At 68.8% G+C, this 25,629-nt stretch carries 22 protein-coding genes; 14 read left to right on the top strand and 8 right to left on the bottom strand.

Annotated features, from left to right (window positions below):
- Positions 1-81 precede the first annotated feature (81 nt).
- Complete coding sequence (locus ABZ803_RS23615; protein WP_357041911.1) at positions 82-1,452, bottom strand: family 2B encapsulin nanocompartment shell protein; 1,371 nt, start codon at positions 1,450-1,452, stop codon at positions 82-84.
- A gap of 838 nt (positions 1,453-2,290) precedes the next feature.
- Here ABZ803_RS23615 and ABZ803_RS23620 point away from each other — a divergent pair.
- Both ABZ803_RS23620 and ABZ803_RS23625 read left to right on the top strand, forming a co-directional pair.
- Positions 2,291-5,242: an acyl-CoA synthetase gene (locus tag ABZ803_RS23620; RefSeq protein WP_357041914.1), complete on the top strand. Its 2,952-nt coding sequence runs from the start codon at positions 2,291-2,293 to the stop codon at positions 5,240-5,242.
- A gap of 56 nt (positions 5,243-5,298) precedes the next feature.
- A complete protein-coding gene (locus ABZ803_RS23625) occupies positions 5,299-5,898 on the top strand; it encodes a methionine biosynthesis protein MetW (protein WP_357041917.1) in 600 nt (199 codons plus the stop codon).
- Between the two features lie 30 nt (positions 5,899-5,928).
- Here the strand turns inward: ABZ803_RS23625 and rffA are convergent, their stop codons facing one another.
- Positions 5,929-7,068: a dTDP-4-amino-4,6-dideoxygalactose transaminase gene (gene rffA, locus ABZ803_RS23630; RefSeq protein WP_357041919.1), complete on the bottom strand. Its 1,140-nt coding sequence runs from the start codon at positions 7,066-7,068 to the stop codon at positions 5,929-5,931.
- Positions 7,058-8,158, bottom strand: coding sequence for a glycosyltransferase (locus ABZ803_RS23635; RefSeq protein WP_083863363.1), 1,101 nt, complete (start codon positions 8,156-8,158; stop codon positions 7,058-7,060). Before ABZ803_RS23635 ends, rffA begins: the two co-directional genes overlap by 11 nt.
- A 269-nt stretch (positions 8,159-8,427) precedes the next feature.
- Between ABZ803_RS23635 and ABZ803_RS23640 the strand changes: the two genes are divergently transcribed.
- From ABZ803_RS23640 to ABZ803_RS23665, 6 genes are all read left to right on the top strand, one after another.
- Positions 8,428-10,599, top strand: coding sequence for a hypothetical protein (locus ABZ803_RS23640; protein WP_357042039.1), 2,172 nt, complete (start codon positions 8,428-8,430; stop codon positions 10,597-10,599).
- Positions 10,596-11,087: a GtrA family protein gene (locus ABZ803_RS23645; RefSeq protein ID WP_357041922.1), complete on the top strand. Its 492-nt coding sequence runs from the start codon at positions 10,596-10,598 to the stop codon at positions 11,085-11,087. Before ABZ803_RS23640 ends, ABZ803_RS23645 begins: the two co-directional genes overlap by 4 nt.
- Before the next feature lie 71 nt (positions 11,088-11,158).
- Complete coding sequence (locus tag ABZ803_RS23650) at positions 11,159-13,411, top strand: hypothetical protein (protein WP_357041925.1); 2,253 nt, start codon at positions 11,159-11,161, stop codon at positions 13,409-13,411.
- A 38-nt stretch (positions 13,412-13,449) separates the two neighbouring features.
- Positions 13,450-13,986: a GtrA family protein gene (locus ABZ803_RS23655; protein WP_357041928.1), complete on the top strand. Its 537-nt coding sequence runs from the start codon at positions 13,450-13,452 to the stop codon at positions 13,984-13,986.
- 9 nt (positions 13,987-13,995) lie between these two features.
- The gene (locus ABZ803_RS23660) at positions 13,996-14,226 is read left to right on the top strand and encodes a Trm112 family protein (protein WP_357041931.1); all 231 of its coding nucleotides are present in this window, start codon (positions 13,996-13,998) and stop codon (positions 14,224-14,226) included.
- 200 nt (positions 14,227-14,426) lie between these two features.
- Entirely contained in the window at positions 14,427-14,936 is a 510-nt protein-coding gene (locus ABZ803_RS23665; RefSeq protein WP_062970708.1) for a L,D-transpeptidase, read from the top strand.
- Positions 14,937-14,967: 31 nt separating this feature from the next.
- On the opposite strand, the gene ABZ803_RS23670 is transcribed toward ABZ803_RS23665, so the two are convergent.
- The 4 genes from ABZ803_RS23670 to ABZ803_RS23685 all read right to left on the bottom strand — a co-directional run bounded on the left by ABZ803_RS23670 (position 14,968) and on the right by ABZ803_RS23685 (position 18,733).
- Positions 14,968-15,612 carry a TetR family transcriptional regulator gene (locus ABZ803_RS23670; protein WP_357041935.1) on the bottom strand — a complete coding sequence of 215 codons (645 nt, stop codon included), beginning with the start codon at positions 15,610-15,612 and terminating at the stop codon, positions 14,968-14,970.
- The gene (locus ABZ803_RS23675; protein WP_357041938.1) at positions 15,609-16,403 is read right to left on the bottom strand and encodes an ABC transporter permease; all 795 of its coding nucleotides are present in this window, start codon (positions 16,401-16,403) and stop codon (positions 15,609-15,611) included. Before ABZ803_RS23675 ends, ABZ803_RS23670 begins: the two co-directional genes overlap by 4 nt.
- The gene (locus ABZ803_RS23680) at positions 16,400-17,131 is read right to left on the bottom strand and encodes an ABC transporter ATP-binding protein (protein WP_357041941.1); all 732 of its coding nucleotides are present in this window, start codon (positions 17,129-17,131) and stop codon (positions 16,400-16,402) included. Before ABZ803_RS23680 ends, ABZ803_RS23675 begins: the two co-directional genes overlap by 4 nt.
- Before the next feature lie 87 nt (positions 17,132-17,218).
- Positions 17,219-18,733, bottom strand: a complete 1,515-nt coding sequence (locus tag ABZ803_RS23685) for a multicopper oxidase domain-containing protein (RefSeq protein WP_357041944.1) — start codon at positions 18,731-18,733, stop codon at positions 17,219-17,221.
- Positions 18,734-18,977: 244 nt separating this feature from the next.
- On the opposite strand from ABZ803_RS23685, the gene ABZ803_RS23690 reads away from it, so the two are divergent.
- The 6 genes from ABZ803_RS23690 to tyrS all read left to right on the top strand — a co-directional run bounded on the left by ABZ803_RS23690 (position 18,978) and on the right by tyrS (position 25,131).
- Positions 18,978-20,150 (top strand): FAD-dependent oxidoreductase, encoded by a 1,173-nt coding sequence (locus ABZ803_RS23690; protein WP_357041947.1) that lies wholly within the window; start codon positions 18,978-18,980, stop codon positions 20,148-20,150.
- Between the two features lie 2 nt (positions 20,151-20,152).
- Positions 20,153-21,043 carry an RNA polymerase sigma-70 factor gene (locus tag ABZ803_RS23695; RefSeq protein WP_357041950.1) on the top strand — a complete coding sequence of 297 codons (891 nt, stop codon included), beginning with the start codon at positions 20,153-20,155 and terminating at the stop codon, positions 21,041-21,043.
- 24 nt (positions 21,044-21,067) lie between these two features.
- The gene (locus tag ABZ803_RS23700; protein ID WP_357041953.1) at positions 21,068-22,213 is read left to right on the top strand and encodes a low temperature requirement protein A; all 1,146 of its coding nucleotides are present in this window, start codon (positions 21,068-21,070) and stop codon (positions 22,211-22,213) included.
- Positions 22,214-22,504: 291 nt separating this feature from the next.
- Positions 22,505-23,146, top strand: coding sequence for a DNA-3-methyladenine glycosylase (locus ABZ803_RS23705; protein WP_357041956.1), 642 nt, complete (start codon positions 22,505-22,507; stop codon positions 23,144-23,146).
- A gap of 106 nt (positions 23,147-23,252) precedes the next feature.
- Complete coding sequence (locus ABZ803_RS23710; protein WP_357041959.1) at positions 23,253-23,678, top strand: DoxX family protein; 426 nt, start codon at positions 23,253-23,255, stop codon at positions 23,676-23,678.
- Between the two features lie 163 nt (positions 23,679-23,841).
- Positions 23,842-25,131 (top strand): tyrosine--tRNA ligase, encoded by a 1,290-nt coding sequence (gene tyrS, locus ABZ803_RS23715; RefSeq protein ID WP_357041962.1) that lies wholly within the window; start codon positions 23,842-23,844, stop codon positions 25,129-25,131.
- A 311-nt stretch (positions 25,132-25,442) separates the two neighbouring features.
- Here tyrS and ABZ803_RS23720 read toward each other — a convergent pair.
- A partial coding sequence (locus ABZ803_RS23720) for a hypothetical protein (RefSeq protein ID WP_357041965.1) occupies positions 25,443-25,629 on the bottom strand: 187 nt, incomplete at its 5' end.

The raw sequence follows: 25,629 nt of genomic DNA on the forward strand, positions 1-25,629 counted from the left end.
GCGCGACGACGGTGGCGGCCACCTCATCGGTGGCATGCGCCGCCGCGGCGCGGGAGAGCACCGACATGCCCATCCCCCCGGTCAGTCGGCCTGCCGGGCGACCAGGACGTTGCCGAGCACGCCGAGGGCATCCGGTACCAGGACGGCGGCCGAGTAATAGCAGCTGACCAGGTAGGAGATGATCGACTGGTCATCGATGCCCTTGAAGCGCACGTTGAGGCTCGGCTCGTATTCGTCCGGGATCCCGGTCTGGTGCAGGCCGATGACGCCCTGGTCCTTCTCGCCGGTGCGCATGGCCAGGATCGAAGTGGTCTGGGTGGCGCTGATCGGGATCTTGCCGCAGGGGAAGATCGGCACGCCCCGCCATGCGGGGACGCGGTGCCCGTCCACCTCGACCGGGTCGGGGTAGAGCCCCCGCTTGGTGCATTCGCGTCCGAACGCGGCGATCGCCTTCGGATGGGCCAGGAACAATTTCGTGCTGCGCCGCATGCTGAGCAGTTCGTCCATGTCGTCCGGGGTGGGCGCGCCGGACTCGGCGTAGATGCGCTGTTTCAGGTCGCAGTTGTGCAGCAGGCCGAAGTCGGGGTTGTTGACCAGGTCGTATTCGCGCCGTTCGTAGAGCGCTTCGATGGTCAGGCGCAGTTGCTGCTCGACCTGGTTCATCGGGTCGTTGAACAGGTCGGCGACGCGGGTGTGCACTCGCAGCACGCTCTGCGCGAGGCTGAGTTCGTACTGGCGGGGGGAGGCGTCGTAGTCGACGAACGTGCCTTCCAGCAGCGGCTCGCCGGAGTGGCCCGAAGCGACCTCGATGTCCGCCTCGCCTTTGTGGTTCTGCGGACGCGTGGGCGCGGCGGCGACGCGGGAGAGTTGCTCACGCAGTGCCGGAGCGCTGTCGATGAACTCGGTCAGCGATCGCCGGGGGAGAACCAGCATGGTCGTCGGCGTGACCGTCTTGATCGTGACCGGCCAGATCGCCGATGGCTCGGTGAGTATCGTATCGCCGAAGAAGTCGCCGCCACCCAGGATTCCGAGCTTCGTCTGCTCGCCGTACTCACCCGACCCGATCTTGCTCAATTTGCCGTGCACGATCAGCAGGACCTGATCCATCGGGTTTCCGAATTCCGCTACTACAGTACCCGGTTCGAGATCGCGCTGTTCGAAACGGTCTGCGAGGCCGCGCAACACGTCTTCGTCGTCGAATCCGCGCAGTGCCGGAAGCTCTTGCAATTCGAGGGGAATGACCCGAGCGTTGGACCCGTCGATGACGAATTCCACCTCGCCGTTGCCCACCGTGTGGGTCAGACGGCGGTTCACGCGGTACACCCCGCCATTGACCTGCGTCCATGGCAGCGCGCGCGTGAGCCACCGCGAGCTGATGCCCTGCATCTGCGGTTCGGATTTGGTGGTGTGCGCGAGCAGGCCTGCCGTGCTGGTACTCAGGCTCTTGCGCACGTTGTTTTCCGTTTGGACTGGCATTTCTATGGTCATGCGTGGTCCTCACCTCGAGACGGCCACCGAGACATGGTGACGGGTTTTGGGGCAGGGGAAATCGAGAAGTCGTCGATAGTTCAGAGTCGCTGGGTGTTCACATCAAACAGCAGCGGGCATGCCCGCGGAGAGCTCATCGAACGAAATTGCCTACGCGCCACGGCGTTCCAGACGTGTTCGATGGTAGACGCCGAAAGCGGCTGTGCACAGGAAAATTTCGAAGATCGTCCCGGTGGCCTACGGATGGTCACGACACGCGGTCGATTCCGGTAACGGCGGGTGGCGTTGCCGAGCGACCCTGCAATTGCGTTCTGGTAGCGAGGAATTAGCTGCGTTGCGGTGGGCCTCCTGGCCTCCCCGCAGAGCGCTCGTCCCACGCTCGTGCCGATCGGCCCGAGAGCCGGGGCGATCCATCGGGCCGCGCCGGGTGGTCGCCGAGGACGTCACGTCCGGCCGCCGGAAGGCGATGAGACGTTCGGCCGAAGCCGGGCGTGTAGTGTCGCTCCTCGGTCGAGCCGGGTAGGCGATCACGTCCCGAACGGACGCCGACCCCTATTCGGTACGCCGGGGTCGGCCGAGGCGGCGCGCGCACGGGTTGCGCCGGGCGGCTCGGTTCCCGGCGGCTCGAGCGTCCGCGGGGGTGTGCTCGGGGTCGAGAGGGGAATGCCGAGGGGGAGCCGACCGTGGCAACCTGGCATGCGACGTGTCACAGCGGACACATAATGGACAGGTGGTATGGGAAGCTCGTCTGAACACCTCGCGGTGTGTGATGCGGGTCACGTTCTAGGGTAGGCCAGGAGCGATGGTGAAGTTGAACGCGAATGTTGTGGTGGGCTCGGTGCAGCGGTTGATGGCGACCGCGCAGAACGGCCTGGAGGTCATCCGCTTCGGCGGGCTGACCCATGACGTCGCTTCCTCGCCGTTCGAGGTCGTGGAACGCAGACGCATGTACCGGCTGCGCCATTACTTCCCCGACGACACGACCCCGGGGCGGCCGGTGGCGCTGCTGGTGCCACCGCTGATGGTCAACGCCGACATCTGGGATGTGAACGCCGAGGACGGCGCGGTCGGGATCCTGCACCGCGGCGGAGTCGACTGCTGGGTGGTGGACTTCGGCTCGCCCGCGAGCGAGGAGGGCGGCTGGCAGCGCGACCTCGCCGATCACGTGCTGGCCGTCAACAGCGCCATCGACACCGTCAACGAGGCCACCGGCTCCGGCGTGCACCTGATGGGTTACTCGCAGGGCGGCATGTTCGCCTACCAGACCGCCGCCTACCGGTACGGCAAGGGCGTGGACAGCATCGTGACCTTCGGCAGCCCGGTCGACATCGTCGCGGGCATGCCGTTCGGGCTGCCCTACGGCATGGTCTCCGACCTCGCCGACTTCCTGGCCGATCATGTGGTCACCCGGCTGCCGATCACCGATTCCATGGTGCGGATCGGCTTCCAGCTGCTCGACCCGGTGAAGACGGCCAAGTCCAGAATCGATTTCCTCCGGCAATTGCACGACCGTGAAGCGCTGCTGCCCAAGGAGCGCCAGCGCCGCTTCCTCAACAGCGACGGCTGGGTCGGTTACGCGGGCCCGGCCGCGGCGGATCTGCTCAAGCAGTTCGTCGCGCACAACCGGCTGATGCTCGGCGGTTTCGTCATCCGCGATCATCCGATCTCGCTGGCCGAGCTGAAATGCCCGATCCTGGCGTTCGTCGGCGAAGTCGACGACATCGGACAGCCCGCCGCGGTGCGCGGCATCGTGCGGGCCGCGCCGAACGCGGAGGTCTACGAGGCGACGCTGGTCGCGGGACACTTCGGCCTGGTGGCCGGGAGCACGGCCACCAATCACACCTGGCCGCTGGTGCGCCAATGGGTCGGATGGATGAACGGCGACAAGTCGCTGCCCCCCGAGATCGTGCCGATGGCCGAGCACGTGGCGAGCAATCGCCCCCGGTCGGCGGCGACCCGGGTGGTGCACACCGCCGCGTCGCTGGCGGAGGCGGGCACCGGCGTGGGCAAGGCCCTCGAGGGCATCGCTAACAACACGGTGCGGGGTTCCATCGAACTGGCAGGTGAAGCGGCGCGGGCACTGCCCCGGCTGACCCGCCTCGGCATGATCCAGCCGCACACGCGGGTATCGCTCGGCCGGTTGCTCACCGAGCAGGCGCGGCGCGCGCCGCAGCGGGACCTGTTCCTGTTCGACGACCGTGTGCACACCAACGAGGCGGTCAACCAACGCATCGACAACGTCGTGCGCGGCCTCATCTCGGTCGGCGTGCGCCCCGCCATGCGGGTCGGCGTGGTGATGGAGACCCGGCCCAGCGCGCTGGCCTCCGTCGCGGCCCTGTCGCGTCTCGGCGCGGTGGCGGTCCTGCTGGCCCCGAACGGCGAACTGAGCCGCGCGATCGAGCTGACCGGCGTGGAGACCCTCATCGCCGACCCGGAGAACCTGCGGCGGGCCGCCGAGACCGGCGCCAGGGTGCTGGTGCTCGGCGGTGGCGACACCAGGGAGCTGGCGCTGCCCACGAGCGACCGGCTGATCGACCTCGAGCAGATCGATCCGGCGCGGGTGCGGGTGCCCGCGTGGTACCGGCCCGATCCCGGCCTGGCGCGGGAGCTGGCGTTCGTGCTCGTCACCGGCACCGGCGAGCGGTTGGAGACGAAGTACATCAGCAACCACCGCTGGGCGCTGTCGGCGTTCGGCACCGCGACCACGGCCGACCTCGATCGCAAGGACACGGTGTACTGCCTCGCGCCGCTGCATCATTCGTCCGGACTGCTGGTCAGCCTCGGCGGGGCGGTCGCGGGCGGAAGCCGGATCGCGCTGGCCCGGTCGCTGGACCCGCAGCGCTTCGCCGAGGAGGTGCACCGCTACGGCGTCACCGTGGTCACCTACACCTGGACCATGCTGCGCGACATCCTCGATGCCGAGGTGTTCCCGGTCGGCCATCGCCATCCGATCCGGTTGTTCATCGGCTCCGGCATGCCCGCCGGGCTGTGGCGGCGCACCGTCGAGCAGTTCGACCCGGCCCGCGTGCTGGAGTTCTACGCCTCGATCGAGGGCGACGTGGTGCTGGCCAATGTGGCCGGAGTGAAGCGCGGGTGCAAGGGCAGGCCGGTTCCCGGCACCGCGAAGGTGGAGCTGGTCGCCTACGACCCGCTCACCGAACGCATCCTGGTGGACGGATCCGGCTTCGCCAGGCGTTGCGCGGACAACGAGGTGGGCCTGCTGATCGGCAGGGCGTCCGACGGCGTCGACATCTCCGCGGGCGGCCTGCGCGGGGTCTTCACGGCGGGCGACTCCTGGATGCCGACGGAGAATCTGTTCCGCCGCGACGGCGACGGCGACTACTGGCTGGTCGACCGCACGGACACGGTGATCCACACTCGGCGCGGACCGGTCTTCGGTCAGCCGATCGTCGACGTGCTCAACGACATCACCCCCGTCGACATGGAAGTCGCCTACGGGCTCAATGTCGGCGACCACTGCCTCGCGGTGGCCGCAGTGAGCGTGCGCGAGGGCTTCCGCCTGGAACCGAAGGACGTCACCGAGGCGTTGCGGGTGTTGGAACCGGACCAGCGGCCCGATCTGGTCTATGTGGTGGACGACATCCCGCGCAGCCCGTCGTTCCGTCCCTCCGCCCGTGCGGTGCAGGCGGCCGAGCGGCCGGAGCCGGGACCGGATACCTGGTGGTACAACCGCGCCTCGGACGCCTACGAGATCCTCACCGAGGACCGAGCGAGCATCCTGTTCGGCGGCTGACGCGATTCCTGTTGCCGAAACACCGGATTCGCCGACCGATGGCATAGTTTGTGCCTGTGAGAACGAGCCTCATCTACCGCAACGGGACCGTCTACGAGGTCCTGATGCGCGGGTTGTACGGCAGGCACTACGCGGCTCGGTATCGCGCTATCGCGGAACTCGTCCCGGACGGTGCGAGCGTGGTCGATCTGTGCTGCGGACCCGCGACGCTCTACACCCGCTACCTGCGCCACAAGTCGGTCGACTACACCGGCCTCGATCTGAACGAACGCTTCGTCGCACGCGTGAACGAAGCGGGCGGGCGCGGGCGGGTATGGAACCTGCGTTCCGGTGACCCGCTGCCCGCGGCGGATTTTGTCGTCATGCAGGCCAGCCTCTATCATTTCCTGCCCGAGCCGGGTCCCCTGCTCGATCGGATGCTCGCGGCGGCCACCGAGCGGGTGATCGTCGCCGAGCCGGTGCGCAACCTGGCCAGCAGCGCCAATCCGTTCCTCGCCACGATCGGCAGGCGGTTCACCGACGCGGGCGACGGCGAGCAGGCGCATCGCTTCACCGAACGGACGCTGGACGAGTTCTTCACGCCGTACCGGCCGCGGGTCGCCCGGCAGTCACTGATCGCGGGCGGCAGGGAGAAGCTCTACGTCCTCACCGCGTGAGCCCGGATGTCGCGCGCCGGGCCGGCGCGCTCACACGGTGAAGGCGGTGACCGCGTCCACGACACGGGCTACCTGCGCGTCGGTCAGATCCGGCCACAGCGGCAGGCGCACGACCGTTCCGGAGAACTCGGCGCTGCGCACACACGCGCGCGGCGTGCGTCCGAGCTTGAAGCCGGCCGGGCTGGAGTCGAGCGGGATGTAGTGGAACGGCGCGGAGATGCCGTGTGCGGCGAGATGCGCGATGAGGTCGTCGCGGCGGCGCTCGGTCGGGGTCCGCAAGTAGTACAGGTGGGCGGTGTGCTCGCGATCGTCGGGCACGGACATCAGGCGCACGTCGTTGCGGCGGGCCCAATCCGGCAGGGCGGCGGCGTAGGCGTCCCATACCCGGTGCCGTCCGGCCTGAATGGTGTCGAACTCGTCCAATTGCGCGTCGAGCACGGCCGCGTTCAACTCGCTCGGCAAATAGCTGGAGCCGATGTCCTGCCAGGAGTACTTGTCCACGGCCCCGCGCAGGAACCTGGCCCGGTCGGTGCCCTTCTCCCGGATGATCTCGGCGCGCGCCATCAGGATCTCGTCGGTGAGCAGCAGCGCTCCGCCCTCGCCGCAGTGCACGTTCTTGGTGTCGTGGAAACTGAGCGTGCCCATGGTGCCGATGGTGCCCAGTTTCCTGCCCCGCCAGCTGCCGCCGAGCCCGTGCGCGTTGTCTTCCACGACGGCGAAGCCGTGCGCGCCGGCCAGGTCGAGCAGGCCGGCCATATCGGCGGCGACGCCACCGTAGTGGATCACCACCACGGCCTTCGTCCGCTCGGTGATCAGGGCCGCCACCGACTGCGGGTCCAGGTTCCCGGTGGCCGGATCGATGTCGCCGAAAACGCAGGTCGCGCCACGCAGCGCCATCGAGGTGGCGGTGGAGGTGAACGCGAAGCTGGGCACGATCACTTCGTCGTCGGGGCCCAGCTCCAGCAGCAGGCCCGCCATTTCCAGCGCGGACGTGCAGGAGGTGGTGAGCAGGGCGTGCGGCGCGCCCGTGATCGCCCTCAGCTTCGCGGTGGCCGACGCGGTGAACTGTCCGTCGCCATGGCTGTGATCGGAGGCGAGCACGGCCTCCAGGTTCGCTAATTCCCGGCGCGCCCGGTACGGGCGGCTGAAGATGACGCGGTCAGTGCTCAACCCGGTCGGTCCCCCTGCTGGCTGCGGTCGCGGTCGGTTCCGAAGTGTCGGCCGGACGCGGTGTCGGCGTCTCGACGGTGAGATAGAGCGGTTTGCCCACCAAGATGTGCAACGCGACGCCCAAGTACTCGGCGATGAGCCCGAGGGAGAACAGCACGGCGCCGGAGCACAGCAGCAATACCACGATGGTGGATGCCCAGCCTTCGGGCGCCCAGCCGTCGGTGGTCAGCGCTTCGAACACGACGATCGCGGCCATCACGCCACCGGCCAGCGCCAGCGTGACGCCGAGCATGCTGACCAGCCGCAGCCCGCGGGTCCCGCTGCACAGCACCATCTTCCAGAACAAGGAGAACAGGCGGCGGTAGTTGTAGCCGGACTCCTCCCTGCCCTCGGCGCGCAACGTCACCGGCGCCTGCGCGACGGCGCCGACCACCCAGGTCAGCGCGACGTCCAGGTAGACGCCGTTGGAGGCGACCTCGGCCAGCTGCCTGCCGATGTCCCCGCGGATCAGCCGGTAGCTTTCGAACCGGGTGGAGTCCGGGAAGGCGAACAGCGTCGCGAGCACCAGCTTGGCTCCGCGCGAGGTCAGATTGCGCAGGAATCCGTGCGGCCTGGTGTTGGTCGGCTTGGAGTAGACCAGGTCGGCTCGCTGCGCCAGGGCCGTGTCCAGGAACGTGCTGATGAAGCCGGGATCGTGCTGGCCGTCCTCGTCCATGGTGACGATCCAGTCACCGGCCGCGACGGACATTCCGGCGATGGTCGCGGCGTCCTGACCGAAATTGCGGCTGAGCCAGACGGCGCGCACCGTGGGGTAGGTCCGTTGCAGTTCCTGCAGGACCACATCGGAGCGGTCGGGGCCGTGGTCGTGCACCAGAATGATCTCGGTGACGGCGAACGTGGTGCCGCCCGGGGTCTCGGCGGGGCGGGTGAGATCGTGCAGCTCGGCGACCAGACCGGCGATCGTGTCCTCGCCCCGATACACCGGCACGACCACCGACACCCGGTGCGGCCGGTCCACGCCGGGCCGTGCCGGGGCGCCGTTCGTCGCGGAGGCGCCGGAACGGAGTGCACGGGCGGAGGGAATCGGCATCAGCTGGATCGACTTTCGATGACGGTGCGTGCCGGTACTCGTCGCAGAACTGCGGAGCCCGAACCGGTGTGGACTTTAGCACGGTGCGATATCCGGCTACCGGAGCAGCTGATCATGCCCTCATCTTGGTGGCGTCCACGACTCATGCCAAGCGGAGAGCCGCCCTGTAGGGTTTGGAACTCGTGACGGACAGTGCAGTGCCCGGCTCGCGGCCGGATGTCTATTCGCGGCGAGAGGTCTACCGGTGGGGGGTCATCACCGCGCTCGGAGTGGTCGCGGGTTACCTCGCTGTCCTGCTCGCCAACGCCCGCCATTTCTTCACCGACGACACCGAATCCCAGTACACCTCGCTGTGGGTGGGCCTCGGCCGTGCGCTGCGCGCCGGTGAGTTCCCGGTCATGGTGCCCGAGCAGTGGATGTCGGGCAACAACACCATGGACGACGCGGGCCTGTTCAACCCGCCGCAGCTGCTGATCGATCTGATCGCGCCCTCGGTGGACAACGTCGCGCTGTACGCCACCGTCGTGAAGCTGATCTTCTCGATCATCGCCGCGCTCGGCGTCTACCGGATCTGCCTGGTCTACGGCGGGCGGCCCGCGTGGTCGGCGGTGGCGGGTATCGCGCTGCCGCTTTCGGGCTTCTTCCTGTTCTTCGACGAAGCCAGCTGGATGACCGCGCTCACCGGCACCGCGTGGATGGTGCACGCCTGGGCGGCCTCGGTGCGGTACACGCGAGGACAGGGCGGCCCCATCCCGGTTTTCGTCTACCTGTATCTGACCATCTCGACGCAGTACATCTTCCCGGCGGTCGAAGCGGTGCTGATGCTGCTGGCGGTGGCCGTGGGTGAACTCGTCTACCAGCGCAAGTGGCAGCCGGTGCTCCGGCTGACCGTCGCGGCGGGCTGTGCCGGGCTCGCGGGCCTGCTGACCTTCCTGCCGAGCATGCTGTCGGCGAAGGTGACCTGGCGCGGCACCGCGCAGATCAACAACGACCAGTTCCTCACGGTGCCGTGGTCGGAGTCGCTGAACGCCAGCCTGCCCAGCTCGCTGCCCGCGTTCAGCTCGTGGTGGGGATACGTGCAGCCGCTGCCGGTCACCTACATCGCCTGGTTCCTGATCCCCGCGCTGGCGTTCGTCGACTGGCGCCGCGCCAGGGAGGCGTGGCGGGAACTGAGCGCCGTCGCGATCTTCGCGATCATGATGCTGATGTGGACCGCAGGCCCCGGTTCGATCGGACCGCTGCGCTGGCCGGCGCGCGTACTCCCGATGCTGGCCATCGGCCTGCTCGTGCTGGTGTGCGTGCTGCTCGGCCGCTACGGGACGGTGCGCGATCCGAAGAACCGCGCCGTCGCGGCGGGCGTGCTGATCGGTCTGCTGTGGGTGCGTTCGTTCTCCGCCGACCCGCACGACGCGATCTGGCACGTGATCGCGGCCTTCGCGCTGGCCGCGCTGGTGGCCGGGGCAGTGTGGCTCGGGCGCGCGAAGGGGACCGCGGCGGCGTGCGCGCTGACCATCGTCGCGATGTTCCCGATCGCCTATTTCCAGGTCGAAGCCGCGCAACCCACGCCGATGTCGTGGAACCTGCCCGTGCAGCGCTCGGTGGCGAAAGAGGCGTTCCCGGATTTCGCGGGCAACACCATCCAGCTGGGCGATCGCGGGCTGTTGCAGCCGCAGGACAAGAGCATCGAGGGCGCCTACGGGTCGCTCGTCTTCGGCAACTACGCCCGCGGACTCGAACTGGACTACGTCAACGGCTACACCCCCAGCGGCCATTTCTACTTCGGTGAGCTGCTGTGCATGCGCTGGGACGGCAGCGTCTGCCCGGACGCCTACCGGCGGATGTTCGCACCGGAGCCCACCACCGGGCGGCCGCTGGTCGACCTGATGAACCTGGACCGCGTGGTGCTGCAACGAGCGCTGTTCCCGGACGCGCCGAACCAGGCGGCGCCCGAGGGCTGGAAGTGGGTCGACTACCCCGGGCACGAACGTTTCATCGCGGTGCTGGAACGCGTGGGCGGCCCCATCTCGACGACCAACGGCCGCGTGACCGATGCGGCGAAGGTGCGCGCGACATCGATCTCCGAGACCGACACCACCAGCCGCGTGCGCGTGTCCTCGGCCCAAGGCGGCCGGATCGTGTTCGCCCGGCTGGGCTGGCCGGGCTATCGGGTCACGCTGAACGGGAAGTCGCTGCCGATCACCACGGTCGCCAAATCGTTCATCGCGGTCGACGTTCCCGCGGGCACCCAGGACGCCGAACTCGTGCTGACCTGGCGCCCGCCCGGGTGGAAGATCGGCATCGCCGCCGCGGTGGCGGGCGTGCTCGGCATCGGCGTCCTGCAATGGTTCCAGGTCCGGTCGCGCCGCCGCGGCGAACCGGAGGAACCCGGCGACGCCGAGGGCGCCGAGCCGGATCGTGAGCTGGCGGACGTCGTTTCGTGAAGACGAATGCGCGGCCGGTCGCCGCGGATTCCGACGCGACGGGCGACGGGCCTGCGGCGGGGCTTCTGCTGCGGCTGGTCCGGCGCCAAGAGGTCGCGTTCGCCATGGTCGGCGCGTGCAACACCCTGCTCGGCATCGGGCTGACCGTCGCCTGGCTGGCGGTGCTGGGTGACGCGTGGCCGCCCGCCGTCGCGGTGGTGCTGGCCTACGCCGTGGGCATCGTCGTCGCCTTCGTCCTGCACCGGACCCTCGTATTCCGGGTCCGCGGCAGGCTGTTGCGCGACTTCGCGGGCTTCGTCGTGGTGAATTCCGGTGGCTTGCTGATGAATACCGTGCTGTTGTCGCTGGCCGTCTCGGTGCTGCACCTGCCGCGGATTCCGTCGGCGGTCGTGGTGATGGGCTTGGTCGCGGTCGGCAGTTTCTTCGGCCATCGCTACATCTCGTTCCGCCGCGGGCCCGAAGCCGGGTCCGCGAGCGGGGCCGGATAGCGCGGTCGCGGACGGCATCCCGGCACTGGCTTGCCCGGTGGGCGGACAGGTGCGGGTAGGGTCTGGGACTCGTGGCCGAACGTAGCACCATTTCTTCGCGAGAAGTCCGCACCTGGGGCGTCATCACGGCGCTCGGGGTGATCGCGGGATACGGTGCGGTTCTATTGGCCAACGTCCGGCACTTCTATACCGACGACACCGAATCGCAGTACGCGCCGCTGTGGGTGATGCTGGGGCGATACCTCCGCGAAGGACGGTTCCCGGCACTCGTGCCCGAGCACTGGATGGCGGGCAACTACACCATCGAAGAAGCCGGGCTGCTGAATCCGCCTCAGCTGCTGATCGACCTGATCGCGCCTTCGGTGGACAACCTCGCGGTGTACGCCACCGTGGTGAAACTGATCTTCGCGATCATCCTCGCGCTCGGCGTCTACCGGATCTGCCTGGCCTACGGAGCGAAGGCGCCGTGGGCGGCGGTCGCGGGCGTCGCCATACCGTTCAGCGGGTGGCTGCTGTTCTTCGACGAGGCCAGCTGGATGACGGCGTTCACCGGCACGGCTTGGATGGCGCACGCGTGGGCCTCCGGGGTGCGCTACGCCCGCGGGCGCAGCGGGCCGATTCCCACCTTCGTCTTCTTGTATCTGGCCATTTCGGTGCAATACGTTTTCCCGGCGGTGGAGGCCGGTCTGATGGTGGGCGCCGTCGCGATCGGCGAACTCGTCCATCAGAAGGCGTGGCGCCCGTCGCTGCGCCTGCTCACGGTCGCGGCGTGTGCCGCGGTGGCCGGATCGGCGACCTACCTGCCGAGCATGCTGTCGGCGAAGGTGACCTGGCGTGGCACCGCGCAGATCAACAACGACCAGTTCCTCACGGTGCCGTGGTCGGAATCGCTGAACGCCAGCCTGCCCAGCACGTTGCCCGCGTTCAATTCGTGGTGGGGCTACGTGCAGCCGATGCCGGTGGTCTACATCGCGTGGTTCCTCGTTCCGGCGCTGGCCTTCGTCGATTGGCGCAGGGCGCTCGGCTCGGCGCGGGAATTCGTCGCGCCCGCCCTGTTCGCGGTGATGGCGCTGATGTGGACGGCCGGTCCCGGCGCCATCGGCCCGTTGCGCTGGCCCGTCCGTGTGCTGCCGATGGTCGCGCTCGGCCTGCTGGTGCTCGTATGCGTGCTGCTCGGCCGCTTCGCGACCGTTCAGGACTGGCGGCGGCGCGCAATCGCGGCCGCGGTGCTGATCGGTCTGCTGTGGGTGCGCTCCTTCTCGGCCGCACCCCACGAGGTGATCAGGCATGTCATCGCGGCGCTCGGTGTGGCGGCGCTCGGCGCCGTCGCGGTATGGCTCGGCCGCAGCCGTGGCGCGGCCGCCGCGTGCGCGCTGATCGTCGTCTCGGTGTTCCCGATCGCGTATCTGCAGGTGTGGGACGCGCAACCGACTCCGATGGGGTGGAATCTGCCGGAGAAGCGGTCGGAGATGAAGGCCGCGTTCCCGGATTTCCCCGGCACCACGCTGCAACTCGCGGACCGCATGCTCATCCCGCCGTCGGAACGGAACCTCTCCGGGGCGTACGGATCACTGGTCTTCGGCAACTACGCGAAGGATCTCGAGCTCACCTACGTCAGCGGATACACCCCCAACGGGCACTACTGGTTCGGCGAGACGTTGTGCATGCGCTGGGACACCAGCGTCTGCCCCGATGCCTACCGCCGCGCGTTCGCGACAGAGCCGACCACCGGCCGGACCATTGTCGACCTGATGAAGGTCGACCGGGTGGTGCTGCACCGCGCCTTGTACCCGGACGCGCGGGACCAGCCCGCACCCTCCGGCTGGAAATGGGTCGACTATCCGGGGCACGAGAAGTACATCTCGGTCCTGGAGCGCACCGACGGCCTGATCTCGACCCGCGACGGCCGGGTGGCGGCCGCCCAAGGCGTGACGGCCACATCGATCGGCGAATCGGATACGACCAGCCGGGTGCGGGTGAGTTCCCCGGACGGCGGGCGAATCGTGTTCGCCCGGCTCGGGTGGCCCGGTTACCGGGCGACGCTCGACGGCCGGGAGATCCCCACCACGCTGGTAGGGAAAACCTTCGTGGCCGTCGATCTCCCGCCCGGCGCCTCCGGTGAGCTGGAGTTGTCCTGGCAGCCGCCGGGCTGGTGGATCGGCGTCGCCGCGGCACTGCTCGGGCTGCTCGGCCTCGGTCTGCTGGAGTGGGTGTACCTGCGTAGCAGGCGGCGGCTCGACCGGCCGATCGGCGAGAGCGGCGAGCCGTCCGCACCCGATGCCGCTGTGACACCGGAAACCGACTTGGCCGACGCCACCCGATGAGCGCGGGCGCGGGGGACGGAGCCGGGGCGGCATCGGAGGTGCGACGCTTCGACGATGCCGCGACGAGCACGTCACCGTCCGCCGAGGCGGATGCCCCGCTTCCCCGTGCCGTGCAACTCCCCGCCGACCCCGGCCCGCTGCTGCGGTTGGTGCGTCGCCAGGAGATCGCTTTCGCCGTCGTCGGCGTGGTGAACACGGGTCTGGGCATGGCGCTGACGGTGATGTGGCTGGCGGTGCTCGGCAACCGGGCGCCCGCCGCGCTCGCGCCCGCCCTGGCCTACAGCATCAGCGTGGTCGTCGCCTTCGTCCTGCACCGCACCTTGGTGTTCCGGGTGCGCGGGCGGCTGATGCGGGATTTCGCCGCGTTCGTCGCGGTGAACTCCGGCGGGCTGGTGCTGAACATGGTTCTGCTCCAGCTGGGGGTGTCGCTGCTGCACCTGCCGAGCATTCCGTCGGCGGTCGCCGTGATGGCGCTGGTGGCGGGCGCCAGCTTCTTCGGGCATCGCCACATCTCGTTCCGCCGCGCTCCCGCACTCGACGCGGACGGTTCCCGGTCCGGCACGGCAGGCAGGTAGGTTCCTCGTATGCCTGAGCACACCACTTTGGACGCCACACTGCTGAGCCTGCTGGCCTGCCCGCAGGACAAGGGCCCGCTGCGGCTGGTCCGCGCCGCCGACGGCAGCGCGCTGCTCTACAACCCGCGCCTGCGCCGGGCCTACCCGATCGAGAACGGCATCCCGGTCCTGCTCGTCGACGAGGCAAGGGACGTCACCGACGCCGAGCACGAGGCGTTCACCGCCCAGCCCGACGCCTGACCCGCCGACCTCTCTTCTCACGACTCGCCCGCCGCCGGGCAACGGATGCGTCACGGTCGTTTTGCGGCCATTGACCGTTTGGAGCCGGGTCCGCCATGATCATTTGCACTTCGCGACGGTCCACGCGCTCCAGCGAAGGGGCGCTGCGGCCGACCTGATGAGCGGCACAGGTGGCGTATGGGAGAGAGGTCGGGAACGTAATGAGCGCTTCGCGTTTACGTAACTGGACGGCTCGATGCGCGATCGCCTGCGGAGTCGCGGCGGCGGCATTCGCCACGGCGGTGCCCGCCCAGGCCGAGCCGCTCTGGCCGGGTGGCCCGGACATTCCCGGTATGCCCGCGCTGATTCCGCCACCGCCGCCCGTCGCGCCGTGCTCCACAGCGGCCCGCGCGTGCATGCGGCTGTCCACCGACGAAGCCTGGCTGATGGACGAGGGCAAGGTGGTCTACGGCCCCACGCCGATCTCGCACGGGATGCCGGGGTACGAGACGCCGCCCGGAGTCTTCCACGTGTCGTTCAAGAAGGAATTCCACTGGAGCACCATGCACAACGCTCCGATGCCGTACGCGACCTTCTTCAACGGCGACATCGCCTTCCACGTCGGCCCGATCGAGAAGAAGTCGCACGGCTGCGTCCGGATGACCCACGAGGGAGCCAAGGCGTTCTACGAATACCTCTGGCCCGGTGACGTCGTCGAAGTCGTGGAGTGACGGCTCCGGCGTGCCCCGGTGATCGCCGCGGTCATCGGGACGCAGGTCCCCGGCCGATATCTCCGGTGAGATAGCGCTGCAACGTCGGGCCCACCGCGGTGACCAGGTCGTCCACGGGCATCGAGGCCAGCGGTTCCACCCCGACGATCTTGCGGCCCACCAGCACACCGAGCATCTGCGACGCGACCAGGCCGATCCGGACCCGGCCGTCGTCCTCCGGGGTGGCGATGCGCAGGCGGACGCGCTCCAACACCACCTCCAACAGGAATCTCCTGGCCAGGGACGGGTCGTCGCTGCCGGACAGGATGCTGCGCACCACGGCGACGATGCCGGGCCCCGCGGGGGAGTCCCACACCCCGACCACCGCGCGAATGATGGTCTCGCCCAAGCGATCCAGCGGCGCGGCATCGATGATGCGCAGTGTCGTCTCGGGATTCACCGGGAATTCCACCACCGCGGCGAAAAGTTGCTGCTTGGTGCCGAAGTAGTGATGCACGAGGGCCGGATCCACCCCAGCGTCGGTGGCGACCGCGCGCACCGAGGTCTTGTCGAAGCCCGCGTCGGCGAAACGCGCGCGGGCGGCCGCGAGGATGGCCTCGCGGGCGCCCGATTGCCCCGGTCGGCGGCCCGTGCGGGGAGGCCGCTCGCCGCCGCCGGAGCCGTTGCCTGCCGTCACGTGGTCCGCCGTCGTAGCGTGGCAGCGCCCAGGCACAGCGCGACGATCGCGAACCCGGCGACAATAGCCAGATCACGCCACATCTGGCCGGTGACCTCCGGATGCGTCGAAACCTGCTGCAGCGCGTCGACCGCGTAGCTCAACGGCATCACGTTGCTGATCACCTCCAGCCAATCGGGCAGCTGGCCGCGGGGAACGAGCAGACCGCACAGGAAGATCTGCGGCGCGACCACGACCGGCATGAACTGTACGGCCTGGAATTCGGTGCGCGCGAACGCGCTTGCCAGCAGACCCAGCGCCACCCCGCACACCGCGTCGACCACCGCGATCAGCACCACCCAGCTCGGACTGCCCGCCGCGTCGAGCCCGAGCAGCCCGAAGGAGACCAGGCAGGCGACGACGGCCTGCGCGGCCGCGGCCAGCGAGAACGCGGTGCCGTAACCGGCGAGCAGGTCGAGTTTCGACAGCGGCGTCGACAGCAGCCGCTCCAGCGTGCCCGAGGTGCGTTCGCGCTGCATGGCGATCGCGGTGATCAGGAACATCACGATGAACGGCAGGATGCCGAGCATGCTGATGCCGACCCGGTCGAACAGCGAGACGGGATTCAGCGGGTTGGTCGGGGTGTCCTTGTAGATGAAATACAGCAGCGCCATCAGCAGCGCGGGGACCACCAGGATCATGGCGACGGTGCGGTGGTCGTTGCGCAGCTGACGCAGGATGCGGCCGGTGGTAGCGGCGTAGGGGCGCAGCGTCGGCGTCCGCCGGGGCGCGGCTTCCATGGTGGCGGTCATGCGTTCTGTCCCATCGTGATCAGGGTGAGGAAAGCGGTCTCCAGGTTCTGCTCGCCGGTCTGCGCGCGCAGTTCGTCGGGGCTGAGCTGGGCGAGCAACTGCCCCTCGCGCATCAGCAACAGCCGGTCGCAGTGCTCGGCCTCGTCCATGACGTGGCTGGACACCAGTAGCGTCGTCCCGTTCGAGGCCAGTTCGTGGAACTGCTTCCACAGCTCGACGCGCAGCACGGGATCGAGGCCGACGGTCGGTTCGTCCAGAACCAGCAGATCGGGCTGGGCGACCAGCGCGCACGCCAGGGACGCGCGCGTCTTCTGCCCGCCGGAGAGCTCGTCGCCGCGCTGGTGGGCGTGATCGGTCAGACCGACCGCCGTGATCGCGTCGTCGACGTCGGCGCGGTCGCGGCCGTAGAGCGCGGCGAAGTACGCGACGTTCTCGCGGACGCTGATGTCGTTGTAGATGCTCGGCGCCTGGGTGACGTAGCCGATCAGGTGGCGCAGCGCCGCGGAGCCCGCCGGGCGTCCGAGCGCGCTGACGTCGCCCGATTCGATGATCTGCGTGCCGACGATGCTGCGCATCAGCGTGGTCTTGCCGCATCCCGACGGGCCGAGCAGCCCGGTGATCGAGCCGCGCGGGATGGTCAGCGAGACGTCGTGCAGTACTTCGCGGCCGCCGCGACGGACCCGCAGGTTCCGTACCTCGACGGCGGGGGATGGGATGGCTTGCGACACGGTCGCCTCAATTCATCGAGTGTTGAATTCACTATGTGATGAATTTAGCGCGCCCGCGCTGAACAGGCAAGAGCGTCGGTCGGGGAGTCAGTGGCCGTGATGCGCCGGCGGGGTCCCCGGTGCCTGGCCCGGGTTCACGACCACGAACTGGCCCATCATTCCGAGGTCTTCGTGCCAGAGCAGGTGGCAGTGGTACATGTAGGGCGCGTCCGGATCGGCCGGGCCGTCGAAGCGCATGGCCAATCGCACGGTGCTGCCCGGTGGCAGGAAGACGGTGTCCTTCGGGCCGGTCAGCGCCGCCGGTGGCGGGCCGTCGTCCACCGCGAGCACGCGGAATCGCACATCGTGGATGTGGAAGTTGTGCGGCATGCCGTCGCCGTTGCGCACCACCCACGTCTCCGCGGTGCCACGCGTCACCGCGAAATCGATCCGGTCCATGACCATCGGGGTGCCGTTGATCCCGGCGAGGTTCAGGTCGAAATTCCGTTCCCGGACCGAATCGCCGCCGTCCGGTGTGCTGGGAGGAGCCAGGGTCGCGGGCAGCTCCGGTGACGGCCGCAGCGTCTCGGCCGCGCGCAGTTCCAGGATGTCGAAGGTGTCGTCACCCCCGGCGAAACGCTGTGTCCAGAAATCGAGTCCGGCGTCGAGTTCGCCGGAGCGCAATACGGTGCGCTCGCCGGGTCGCATCCGCACCACGATCTCGGCGCGCTCACCCGGCGACAGCCGCAGCCGATCCTGGGTGCTCGGTCGTTCGGTGAATCCGCCGTCGGTGGCGACGAGCGCGAACGGTCGCCCGTCGGAGAATTCGAAGGTGTAGATCCGCGCCGTGGAGGCGTTGAGCAGGCGCAGCCGGACCAGTTCGTCGCCGATGTTCCGGTAGGGCGCGAGCGTGCCGTTGACCATCGTCCGGTCGCCGAGGAAACCGACATCGCGGAACATTCCGTGCGAGGAGTCGAGCGCGGCGCCGTTGAACTTCACGTCCTGCACGATCACCGGCAGATCGTCCACGCCGTAGGTGGAGGGGAGCGCCAGCGAGGTGGACACGTCGTCGTCGAGCAGGAACATGCCCGCCAACCCGCGGCGCACGTGGGTTTCGGTCGCGCCGTGCGGATGCGGGTGGTACCACAGCGTCGCCGCGGGTTGATCGACGGTCCACTGCGGCGTCCAAGCGGCGCCGGGCGCCACCGTCTGGTGCGGGCCGCCATCCATCGCGGCCGGTAGGTGCATGCCGTGCCAATGCACGGTGGAGGCCTCCGGCAGGGTGTTGCGCACGGTCACCGCCACCTTCTCCCCGCGCCGCGCCCGCAGTGTCGGACCGAGATAGTCGCCGTTGAACCCCCAGGTCGGCGTGGCCCGGCCGGGAAGGAACTCCCGTTGCCCGGCACGCATGTCGAGTTCGAACGTGCGCGTGCCGTCGGCGCCTACCCGCGACGGAGCCAGCGCGGGTACGACCAGTTCGTTGCGGAATTCCGTCTTGCCAACGGTGGATACGGCCGCCCCGGCGTACACCCACGCGACACCACCGAGGACCAGGACCGGCAATGCCGCGAGGCAGCCGAGAACGAGGAGCAACCGCCTGCGCGGCCGGGAATCCGAAGACATGGACCGACGGTAGAAATCCGCGGCGCCACAACACATCCGGAAGCGTCCCGATTTCCTCCCCGATCCCGCCCCTGATACCCGTGCCGCGGCCTCAGGGTGCGCGCGGGATTCGCTCGGCCTGCCGCGCCCGTCGAATGTGACCCGGAACACACCGCCGGGTGTCACGTTCCGGACCGCTCAGCTGTCCCATGGTCGTCACCATCCGCCAACACTGCCTCGGTGACCCGACCATTGGAGCACTGTCATGAACACCGCACATCGGATCGTCATCCTCGGCGGCGGCTACACCGGCATGCTGGCCGCCGTGCGGCTGGCCCGGCGCACCCGTGCGCTGGACGTCCGGATCACGCTGGTCAACCCCTCGGCGCGATTCACCGAGCGCCTGCGCATGCACCAGGTGGCCGCGGGCCAAGAGCTGGCCGACCACCAAATCCCCGCGCTGCTGGAAGGCACCGGCGTCGCCTTCGTCCAGGGCTGGGCCACGGCCATCGACCCGCTGGCTCGAGAGGTCACCGTCGACGGCGCCTCTCGCCTTCCCTATGACGAGTTGATCTACGCGCTGGGCAGCACCGCCGACACGAGCATCGTGCCCGGCGCCGCCGACCATGCGTGGACCCTGGACAACCCCGCCACCGCACACCGATTCGGCCTGCGCCTCGCCGAGGTCGCGGCGCGCGGCGGCACGGTCGCGGTCTGCGGCGGCGGCTTGACCGGCATCGAGGCGGCGGCCGAGATCGCCGAAAGCCATCCCGGCGCGCGCGTCACCCTGATCAGCAGCGGGGAGCCCGGCGCCATGATGGGCACGAAGGCCCGCGCCTACCTGCATCGGGCACTCGATCGGCTCGGTGTCACCCGGCAGACCGGCCGGGCCGTGGTGAAGGTGCTGCCCGACGCGGTCGAACTGGCCGGTGGGGAACTCGTGCACACCGACCTGACGCTGTGGACGGCCGGTGTCCGTGTCTCCCCATTGGCCGCGCAGGCCGGGATAGAGACCGACCCGCACGGGTTGATCGTGGTCGACCCGACCCTGAAGTCGGTGTCGCACCCTACGATTCACGCCATCGGCGACGCCGCCGCGGTCCGCCAGGCGTGGGGGCGGATCCACGGCACCTGCCAGAGCGGGATGCCGACCGCCGCCTACACCGCGGACGTCATCGCGCGGCAGCTGCGCGGCAAGCGCGTGCGGCCGTTCCGCTTCGGTTATTTCCACCAGCCGGTCAGCCTCGGGCGCAAGGACGCGGTCATCCAGTTCACCGAGGCCGACGACCGTCCGCGCCGCGGCTACCTGACCGGACGCGCCGCCGTCCGCTACAAGGAGGCCGTCAGCGGCAGCCCGGTGCCGGTCTTCGCGCTGAGCAAGCGGATGACGGTGTCGGTCACGCTGTCCAAAGGTGGCCGGGCAACCAAGAGAATCTAGCCATGGCCGACCCGACATCCGAGCAGGATCCTTTTCTCGAGCACCGGCGTCTGTTGTTCGCCACCGCGTACCGGATGCTGGGCACCGTCACCGACGCGGAGGACGTTCTTCAAGACGCCTGGCTGAAGTGGAACGAGACCGACCGCTCCACGGTGCGTCAGCCCAAGTCCTACCTGGTGCGGGCGGTCACCAACCTGTCGCTCAACCGGCTCACCTCGGCCAGGGCCACTCGCGAGAGCTATGTCGGGCCCTGGCTTCCCGAGCCGTTGCTCACCTCACCGAACGTCGCCGAGGAGACCGAATTGGCCGACACCGTCTCCACGGCGATGCTGGTGGTCCTGGAAACACTCGGTCCCGTCGAACGCGCGGTCTTCCTGCTGCGCGAGGTCTTCGGCTACACGCACGCCGAGATCGCCGAGACCCTGGACCGGCCGGAGCCCGCGATCCGGCAGATCGCGCATCGCGCCAAGCGGCACGTGCAATCCCGCCGACCGCGTTTCGACACCGACAAGGCCGAGCGCGACCATGTCACCGCCCGGTTCATGGCCGCGTGTTCGGGCGGCGACCTCAACGCGCTGATGGATCTGCTCGCCCCGGATGTCACCTCGTGGTCGGACGGCGGCGGCGTGGTCACCGCGGCGCGCAGGCCGTTGTACGGACCCGACCACGTGGCGCGCTGGATACTCGGCGTGCTGGCCAAGCCGATCGTCGCCGGATTCGTGCTCGAACCCGCGCACATCAACGGTGAACTCGGCGCGCTGGCGCTCATCGACGGGAATCCGGTGGCCGTGTTCACCTACGACATCGCCGACGGACGGATCCAGAACCTCCGGTTCCAGGTCAACCCGTACAAGCTGAAGGGCCTCTCCATGGGCACCGACACGCTGGCGTGACGGCGGTCGTTCTAGGCTCCAGCCGTGACCAACCAGAGCGCCCTGTCCGCCGACGGCGGGCAGCTGCGGGCCTCGACGCTCGAACTGTTCTTCGATCTCGTCTTCGTCCTCACCATCACCCAGCTCTCGCACGTCTACACGCATCATCCGGGCTTCCAGGCGCTCGTTCAGGTCGCGCTGCTGTTCGGACTGGTCTGGTGGATGTATTCCGGCTACGTCTGGCTCACCAACGAGGTGGCCCCGAACAGTTCCAGCAGGCGGACCTGGTTGCTGGTTGGCATGTTCGCGTTCTTCGTTCTCGCCCTGGCGATCCCGGATGCGTTCCACGGCACCGGCATCGCGTTCGGCTTCGGGTACGTCCTGGTCACCGCCGTTCACACCGCGCTGTTCGCCTCGGCGGGCGGGGAATCGGCGGCGATCGCGATCCGCAGAATCGCGCCGCTCAACGCCCTGGCCGCCGCGCTCGTACTGGCAGGCGGGTTCGTGCACGGCTGGATGCAGTACGCCTGCTGGACCGTGGCGTTCACGGTGCAGGTGATCAGCCCCTATCTGGTCGACACCCGTGACTTCGTGATCCGAGCGCGCCACTTCTGCGAGCGGCACGGGCTGGTCGTGATCGTCGCGATCGGCGAATCCATCGTCGCCGTCGGCGCCGGGCTGGCCGGAGAGAAGATCACCCCGCAGCTGATCGCCACCGTAGGCCTCGGCCTGTGCCTGGCCTACGTCCTGTGGTGGGCGTATTTCGGCGTCGACGACGAACGTGGCGAGCACGCGCTGGCCGCGGTGCCTGACCGGGAACGTTCCCGGCCCGCCCTGCTGGCCTACGGCTACTCCCTGTACCCGCTGCTGATCGGCGTCATCGTGGCCGCGGCGGGCATTCAGATGAGCGTTGCCCACGGCGACGAAGCGACCTCCGTCGCCGTGGCCGCCGCGCTCTCCGGCGGCGTCGCGCTGTACTTCCTCGGCCAGTTCTTCTTCCGCCTGACTCTGCGGCTGCCGCGCCCATGGGCTCGTTTGCTCGCGGCGCTCGCGGTGGCGGCGACAACGCCGATCGGCATCTTCTGGGTGTCGTGGGCCCAACTGGTCGCGATCGTCGTCGTGGGCTACGCCGCGGTCATCGCCGACGACCTGCTCACGCTGCGGTCCGGCGAGCACAGTACGTACTTCTGAGTGCCGCGGTCGCCGTCCGCCCGGCTTCTTCGGGCGGATTTGCGTTTTCGGCTCTCAGCCGGGTGTCCCGGCCTGCGCGCGCGAACGCGTGCCGCGCACTCGGCGTTGCTTCTGCCCGCGCGATCGCCCGCGCCGAGGGCGGTTCGGTCGCCGAGCGGCTGTGGAGCGCGCTCGTCGCGGCCGGCGCCGGACCACCCGGTGCGCCTGCGGGGCCAGGCCGCAGCCTGCGCTGAGGCGAGGAACGGCCCTGACCTACAGCCTTGCCACTCGCCCGTTTCGCGGTCGAGGACAATGGCGGCTGTGTGTGCCCAGCCTGTCGAGGAACTCGCGGTCGAACCACCCGCTGCCGCCCGGCGTCTGCTCGGGGCGACCTTGTGGTCGGGCCCGGTCGGTGTCCGGATAGTCGAAGTCGAGGCCTACGGGGGAGACCCGGCCGGGCCATGGCCGGATCCGGCATCGCATTCCGGGCGCGGCCGGACCAAGCGCAACGACGTGATGTTCGGTCCCGCCGGTGTGCTGTACGTCTACCTCAGCTACGGCATGCACACCTGCATCAACGTGACGAGCGGCCCGGATGGGGTCGCCAGCGCCGCGCTGATCCGCTCCGGCGAGGTCGTCGAGGGGCTGGAGAAGGTGCGCGAACGGCGCCCCGGAGCTCGAAGCGACCTCGGCTTGGCCCGCGGCCCGGGCAACCTCGGCAGCGCGCTGGGAATCACGTTGAGCGACTACGGAACTCCGCTGTTCGATCCGGCGTCAGCGATTCGGCTCGAGTTGCACGATCCGATCGCGGACGCCGAGATCGCCAGTGGTCCGCGGGTCGGGGTCAGCAGCGCGGCGGACCTGCCATGGCGTTTCTGGCTTCCGGGTTCGCGGGCGGTGTCGGTCTACCGGCGCAGTCCGCGTGCTCCACTGCCCACCGAGAAGTCGGCCTGAGCGCTCCGCGGAAGTTTCGCCGCGGCGATGACTTCTCGCAAAGCTCCTCGTCCTATCAGGTGAACGCGCCTCCAACCCCGGCGCGACCGACCTGAAGGACAGAAACATGACCGCCGTCGCCACCAGCACCGCGCCCGCCGCCGCCCAGCCGGGCAAGGTTCTCGATCGCACCCTGTGGACGGTGCAGATCCTGCTCGGCCTGTTCCTGGTCATCGCCTCGGGCCTGCCGAAACTGGCCGGTCAGTCCGATGCCGTGCGCATCTTCCACGAGATCGGCTTCGGCGACTGGTTCCGCTACCTCACCGGCCTGGTCGAGGTCGCAGGCGGCGCCGGTCTGCTGGTGCCGCGGCTCAGCGGCCCGGCCGCGTCCGGACTGTCGATCACCATGGTGCTGGCCGCCGCCACCCAGGCCTTCCTCCTCGGCGCCCCAGCTTTGGCGCCGTTCCCGCTGGTACTGGCCGCGGTGTTCGCCTGGATCGCCTACCAGCGCCGCGACAGCATCGTCGCGGTGCGCGAAGCCCTGGCGCGGTGAGCGCTCGCGCCACGCGCACGGCCGGTGGACTTCGGTCCACCGGCCGTCGTGCCGCGCGGCAGGGTGGTCGGTGCACAGCAAATTCGTTCGACTCGCGCCGCGCCGCGCCGCGACACCGAGGTGCGCACGAAGCCCCGGATCCGGTGCGGAAAGATAGGACAACGTGAGCGGCGACATCATCGACGAACTGACCTGGCGCGGACTGATCGCGCAGTCCACCGATCTGGATGCCCTGCGCGCGGCGGCGGCCGCCGGGCCGCTGACCCTGTATGCAGGCTTCGATCCCACCGCAGCCAGCTTGCACGCGGGACATCTGGTGCCGTTGCTCGCCCTGAAGCGTTTCCAGCGCGCCGGACATCGCCCCATCGTGCTGGCCGGTGGCGCCACGGGGCTGATCGGTGACCCGCGCGACGTCGGCGAGCGGAGCATGAACTCCACCGACACTGTCGCGGGCTGGGCCGAGCGAATCCGCTCCCAGCTGGAGCGCTTCGTCGACCTGGACGACTCGCCGACCGGTGCGGTTGTCGTCGACAATATGGAGTGGACCGGGCGGCTGTCCGCGGTCGACTTCCTGCGCGACATCGGCAAGCACTTCTCGGTGAACGTCATGCTGGCGCGCGACACCATCAAGCGGCGGCTGGATGGCGAGGGCATCTCCTACACCGAGTTCAGCTACATGCTCCTGCAAGCCAACGACTACTTGCAGTTACGCCGCGCCTACGGCTGCACGCTACAGGTAGGCGGCTCCGACCAGTGGGGCAACATCATCGCGGGCGTCGAACTCAACCGCCGGGTGGACGGCGCGTCCGTGCACGCCCTGACCGTTCCGCTGGTGACCTCCGCGGACGGCAAGAAGTTCGGCAAGTCCACCGGCGGCGGCAGCCTGTGGCTCGATCCCGAGATGACCAGCCCCTACGCCTGGTACCAGTACTTCGTGAACACGGCCGACGCCGACGTGGTGCGGTACCTGCGCTGGTTCACCTTCCTGTCCCGCGAGGAACTCGACGAACTCGAGCGGGCCACCGCAGAGCGACCGCATGCCAGAGAAGCGCAGCGCAGGCTCGCCGCCGAGATGACGACCCTGGTACACGGGGAGGCCCATACCCGTGCGGTGCAGCTGGCCAGCCAAGCGTTGTTCGGTCGCGGTGAACTCCGCGAACTCGACGAGGCGACGCTCGGCGCGGCCCTGCGCGAAGCGGCGGTGGACGGTGAGGTCGCGCAGATCAAAGCGGGCGAGCCGAGCACCATCGTGGATCTGCTCGTCGCCACCGGCCTCTGCGAAAGCCGCGGCGCCGCGCGCCGCGCGGTGAACGAAGGCGGCGCCTCGGTGAACAACGTGAAGATCGCCGATATCGAGTGGACCCCGGCGGATGCCGACTACCTGCACGGACACTGGCTCGTCCTGCGGCGCGGGAAGAAGAATCTCGCCGGGGTTCTGCGGGCAGGTGCATGAAGATCGCGGTGGCTTGAATCACATCCGTGTGATTCAAGCCGGCCATCACTGCGATCCCATGCTCTTGACCTGCGGAAACGCCAGCTTGTCCAGGCGATTTGACGTAGCGTTTTCCGCCGCGTAACTTTATCCAAGTCAGAGCGACACGGACACCAACCCGGAGCCGAAGCGAGGCGGAGACGCCGAGCAGGACCGGGAAACGAGGTAGTACGAGGAGCGCCTGGTAGCTCAGTGCAGTGGATCAGCCGATAGTCTTGACTTCGGTGGGCTGCTTGCTTAGACTGGGAAAGTTGCCTCACAGAAGGTTCGGTTCAGGCCGGGTTGGATGTGTGTGCGTGTGTTCTTTGAGAACTCAATAGTGTGTCGATGAATGTCAGTGCCAAATGTTTTATTTGGTTCCGGTCTTTCACCCCCCGTGTGGAGGGTCGGACATTTTTGTCAGCTTTTTGCTGGCGATTGTTTTGCTGGGTTTTCGGACTCTGGTTTTTGATCTGATTG

Source organism: Nocardia sp. NPDC047648, assembly GCF_040642815.1.
Lineage (GTDB): Bacteria > Actinomycetota > Actinomycetes > Mycobacteriales > Mycobacteriaceae > Nocardia > Nocardia gamkensis.

Coding starts and splice junctions, on each gene's coding strand:
- ABZ803_RS23695 (WP_357041950.1), top strand. CDS start 20,153: ATGGCCGACCCGACATCCGAGCAGGATCCTTTTCTCGAGCACCGGCGT.
- ABZ803_RS23635 (WP_083863363.1), bottom strand. CDS start 8,158: ATGCCGATTCCCTCCGCCCGTGCACTCCGTTCCGGCGCCTCCGCGACG.
- ABZ803_RS23705 (WP_357041956.1), top strand. CDS start 22,505: ATGGCGGCTGTGTGTGCCCAGCCTGTCGAGGAACTCGCGGTCGAACCA.
- ABZ803_RS23710 (WP_357041959.1), top strand. CDS start 23,253: ATGACCGCCGTCGCCACCAGCACCGCGCCCGCCGCCGCCCAGCCGGGC.
- ABZ803_RS23690 (WP_357041947.1), top strand. CDS start 18,978: ATGAACACCGCACATCGGATCGTCATCCTCGGCGGCGGCTACACCGGC.
- ABZ803_RS23660 (WP_357041931.1), top strand. CDS start 13,996: ATGCCTGAGCACACCACTTTGGACGCCACACTGCTGAGCCTGCTGGCC.
- ABZ803_RS23665 (WP_062970708.1), top strand. CDS start 14,427: ATGAGCGCTTCGCGTTTACGTAACTGGACGGCTCGATGCGCGATCGCC.
- ABZ803_RS23675 (WP_357041938.1), bottom strand. CDS start 16,403: ATGACCGCCACCATGGAAGCCGCGCCCCGGCGGACGCCGACGCTGCGC.
- ABZ803_RS23685 (WP_357041944.1), bottom strand. CDS start 18,733: ATGTCTTCGGATTCCCGGCCGCGCAGGCGGTTGCTCCTCGTTCTCGGC.
- ABZ803_RS23620 (WP_357041914.1), top strand. CDS start 2,291: ATGGTGAAGTTGAACGCGAATGTTGTGGTGGGCTCGGTGCAGCGGTTG.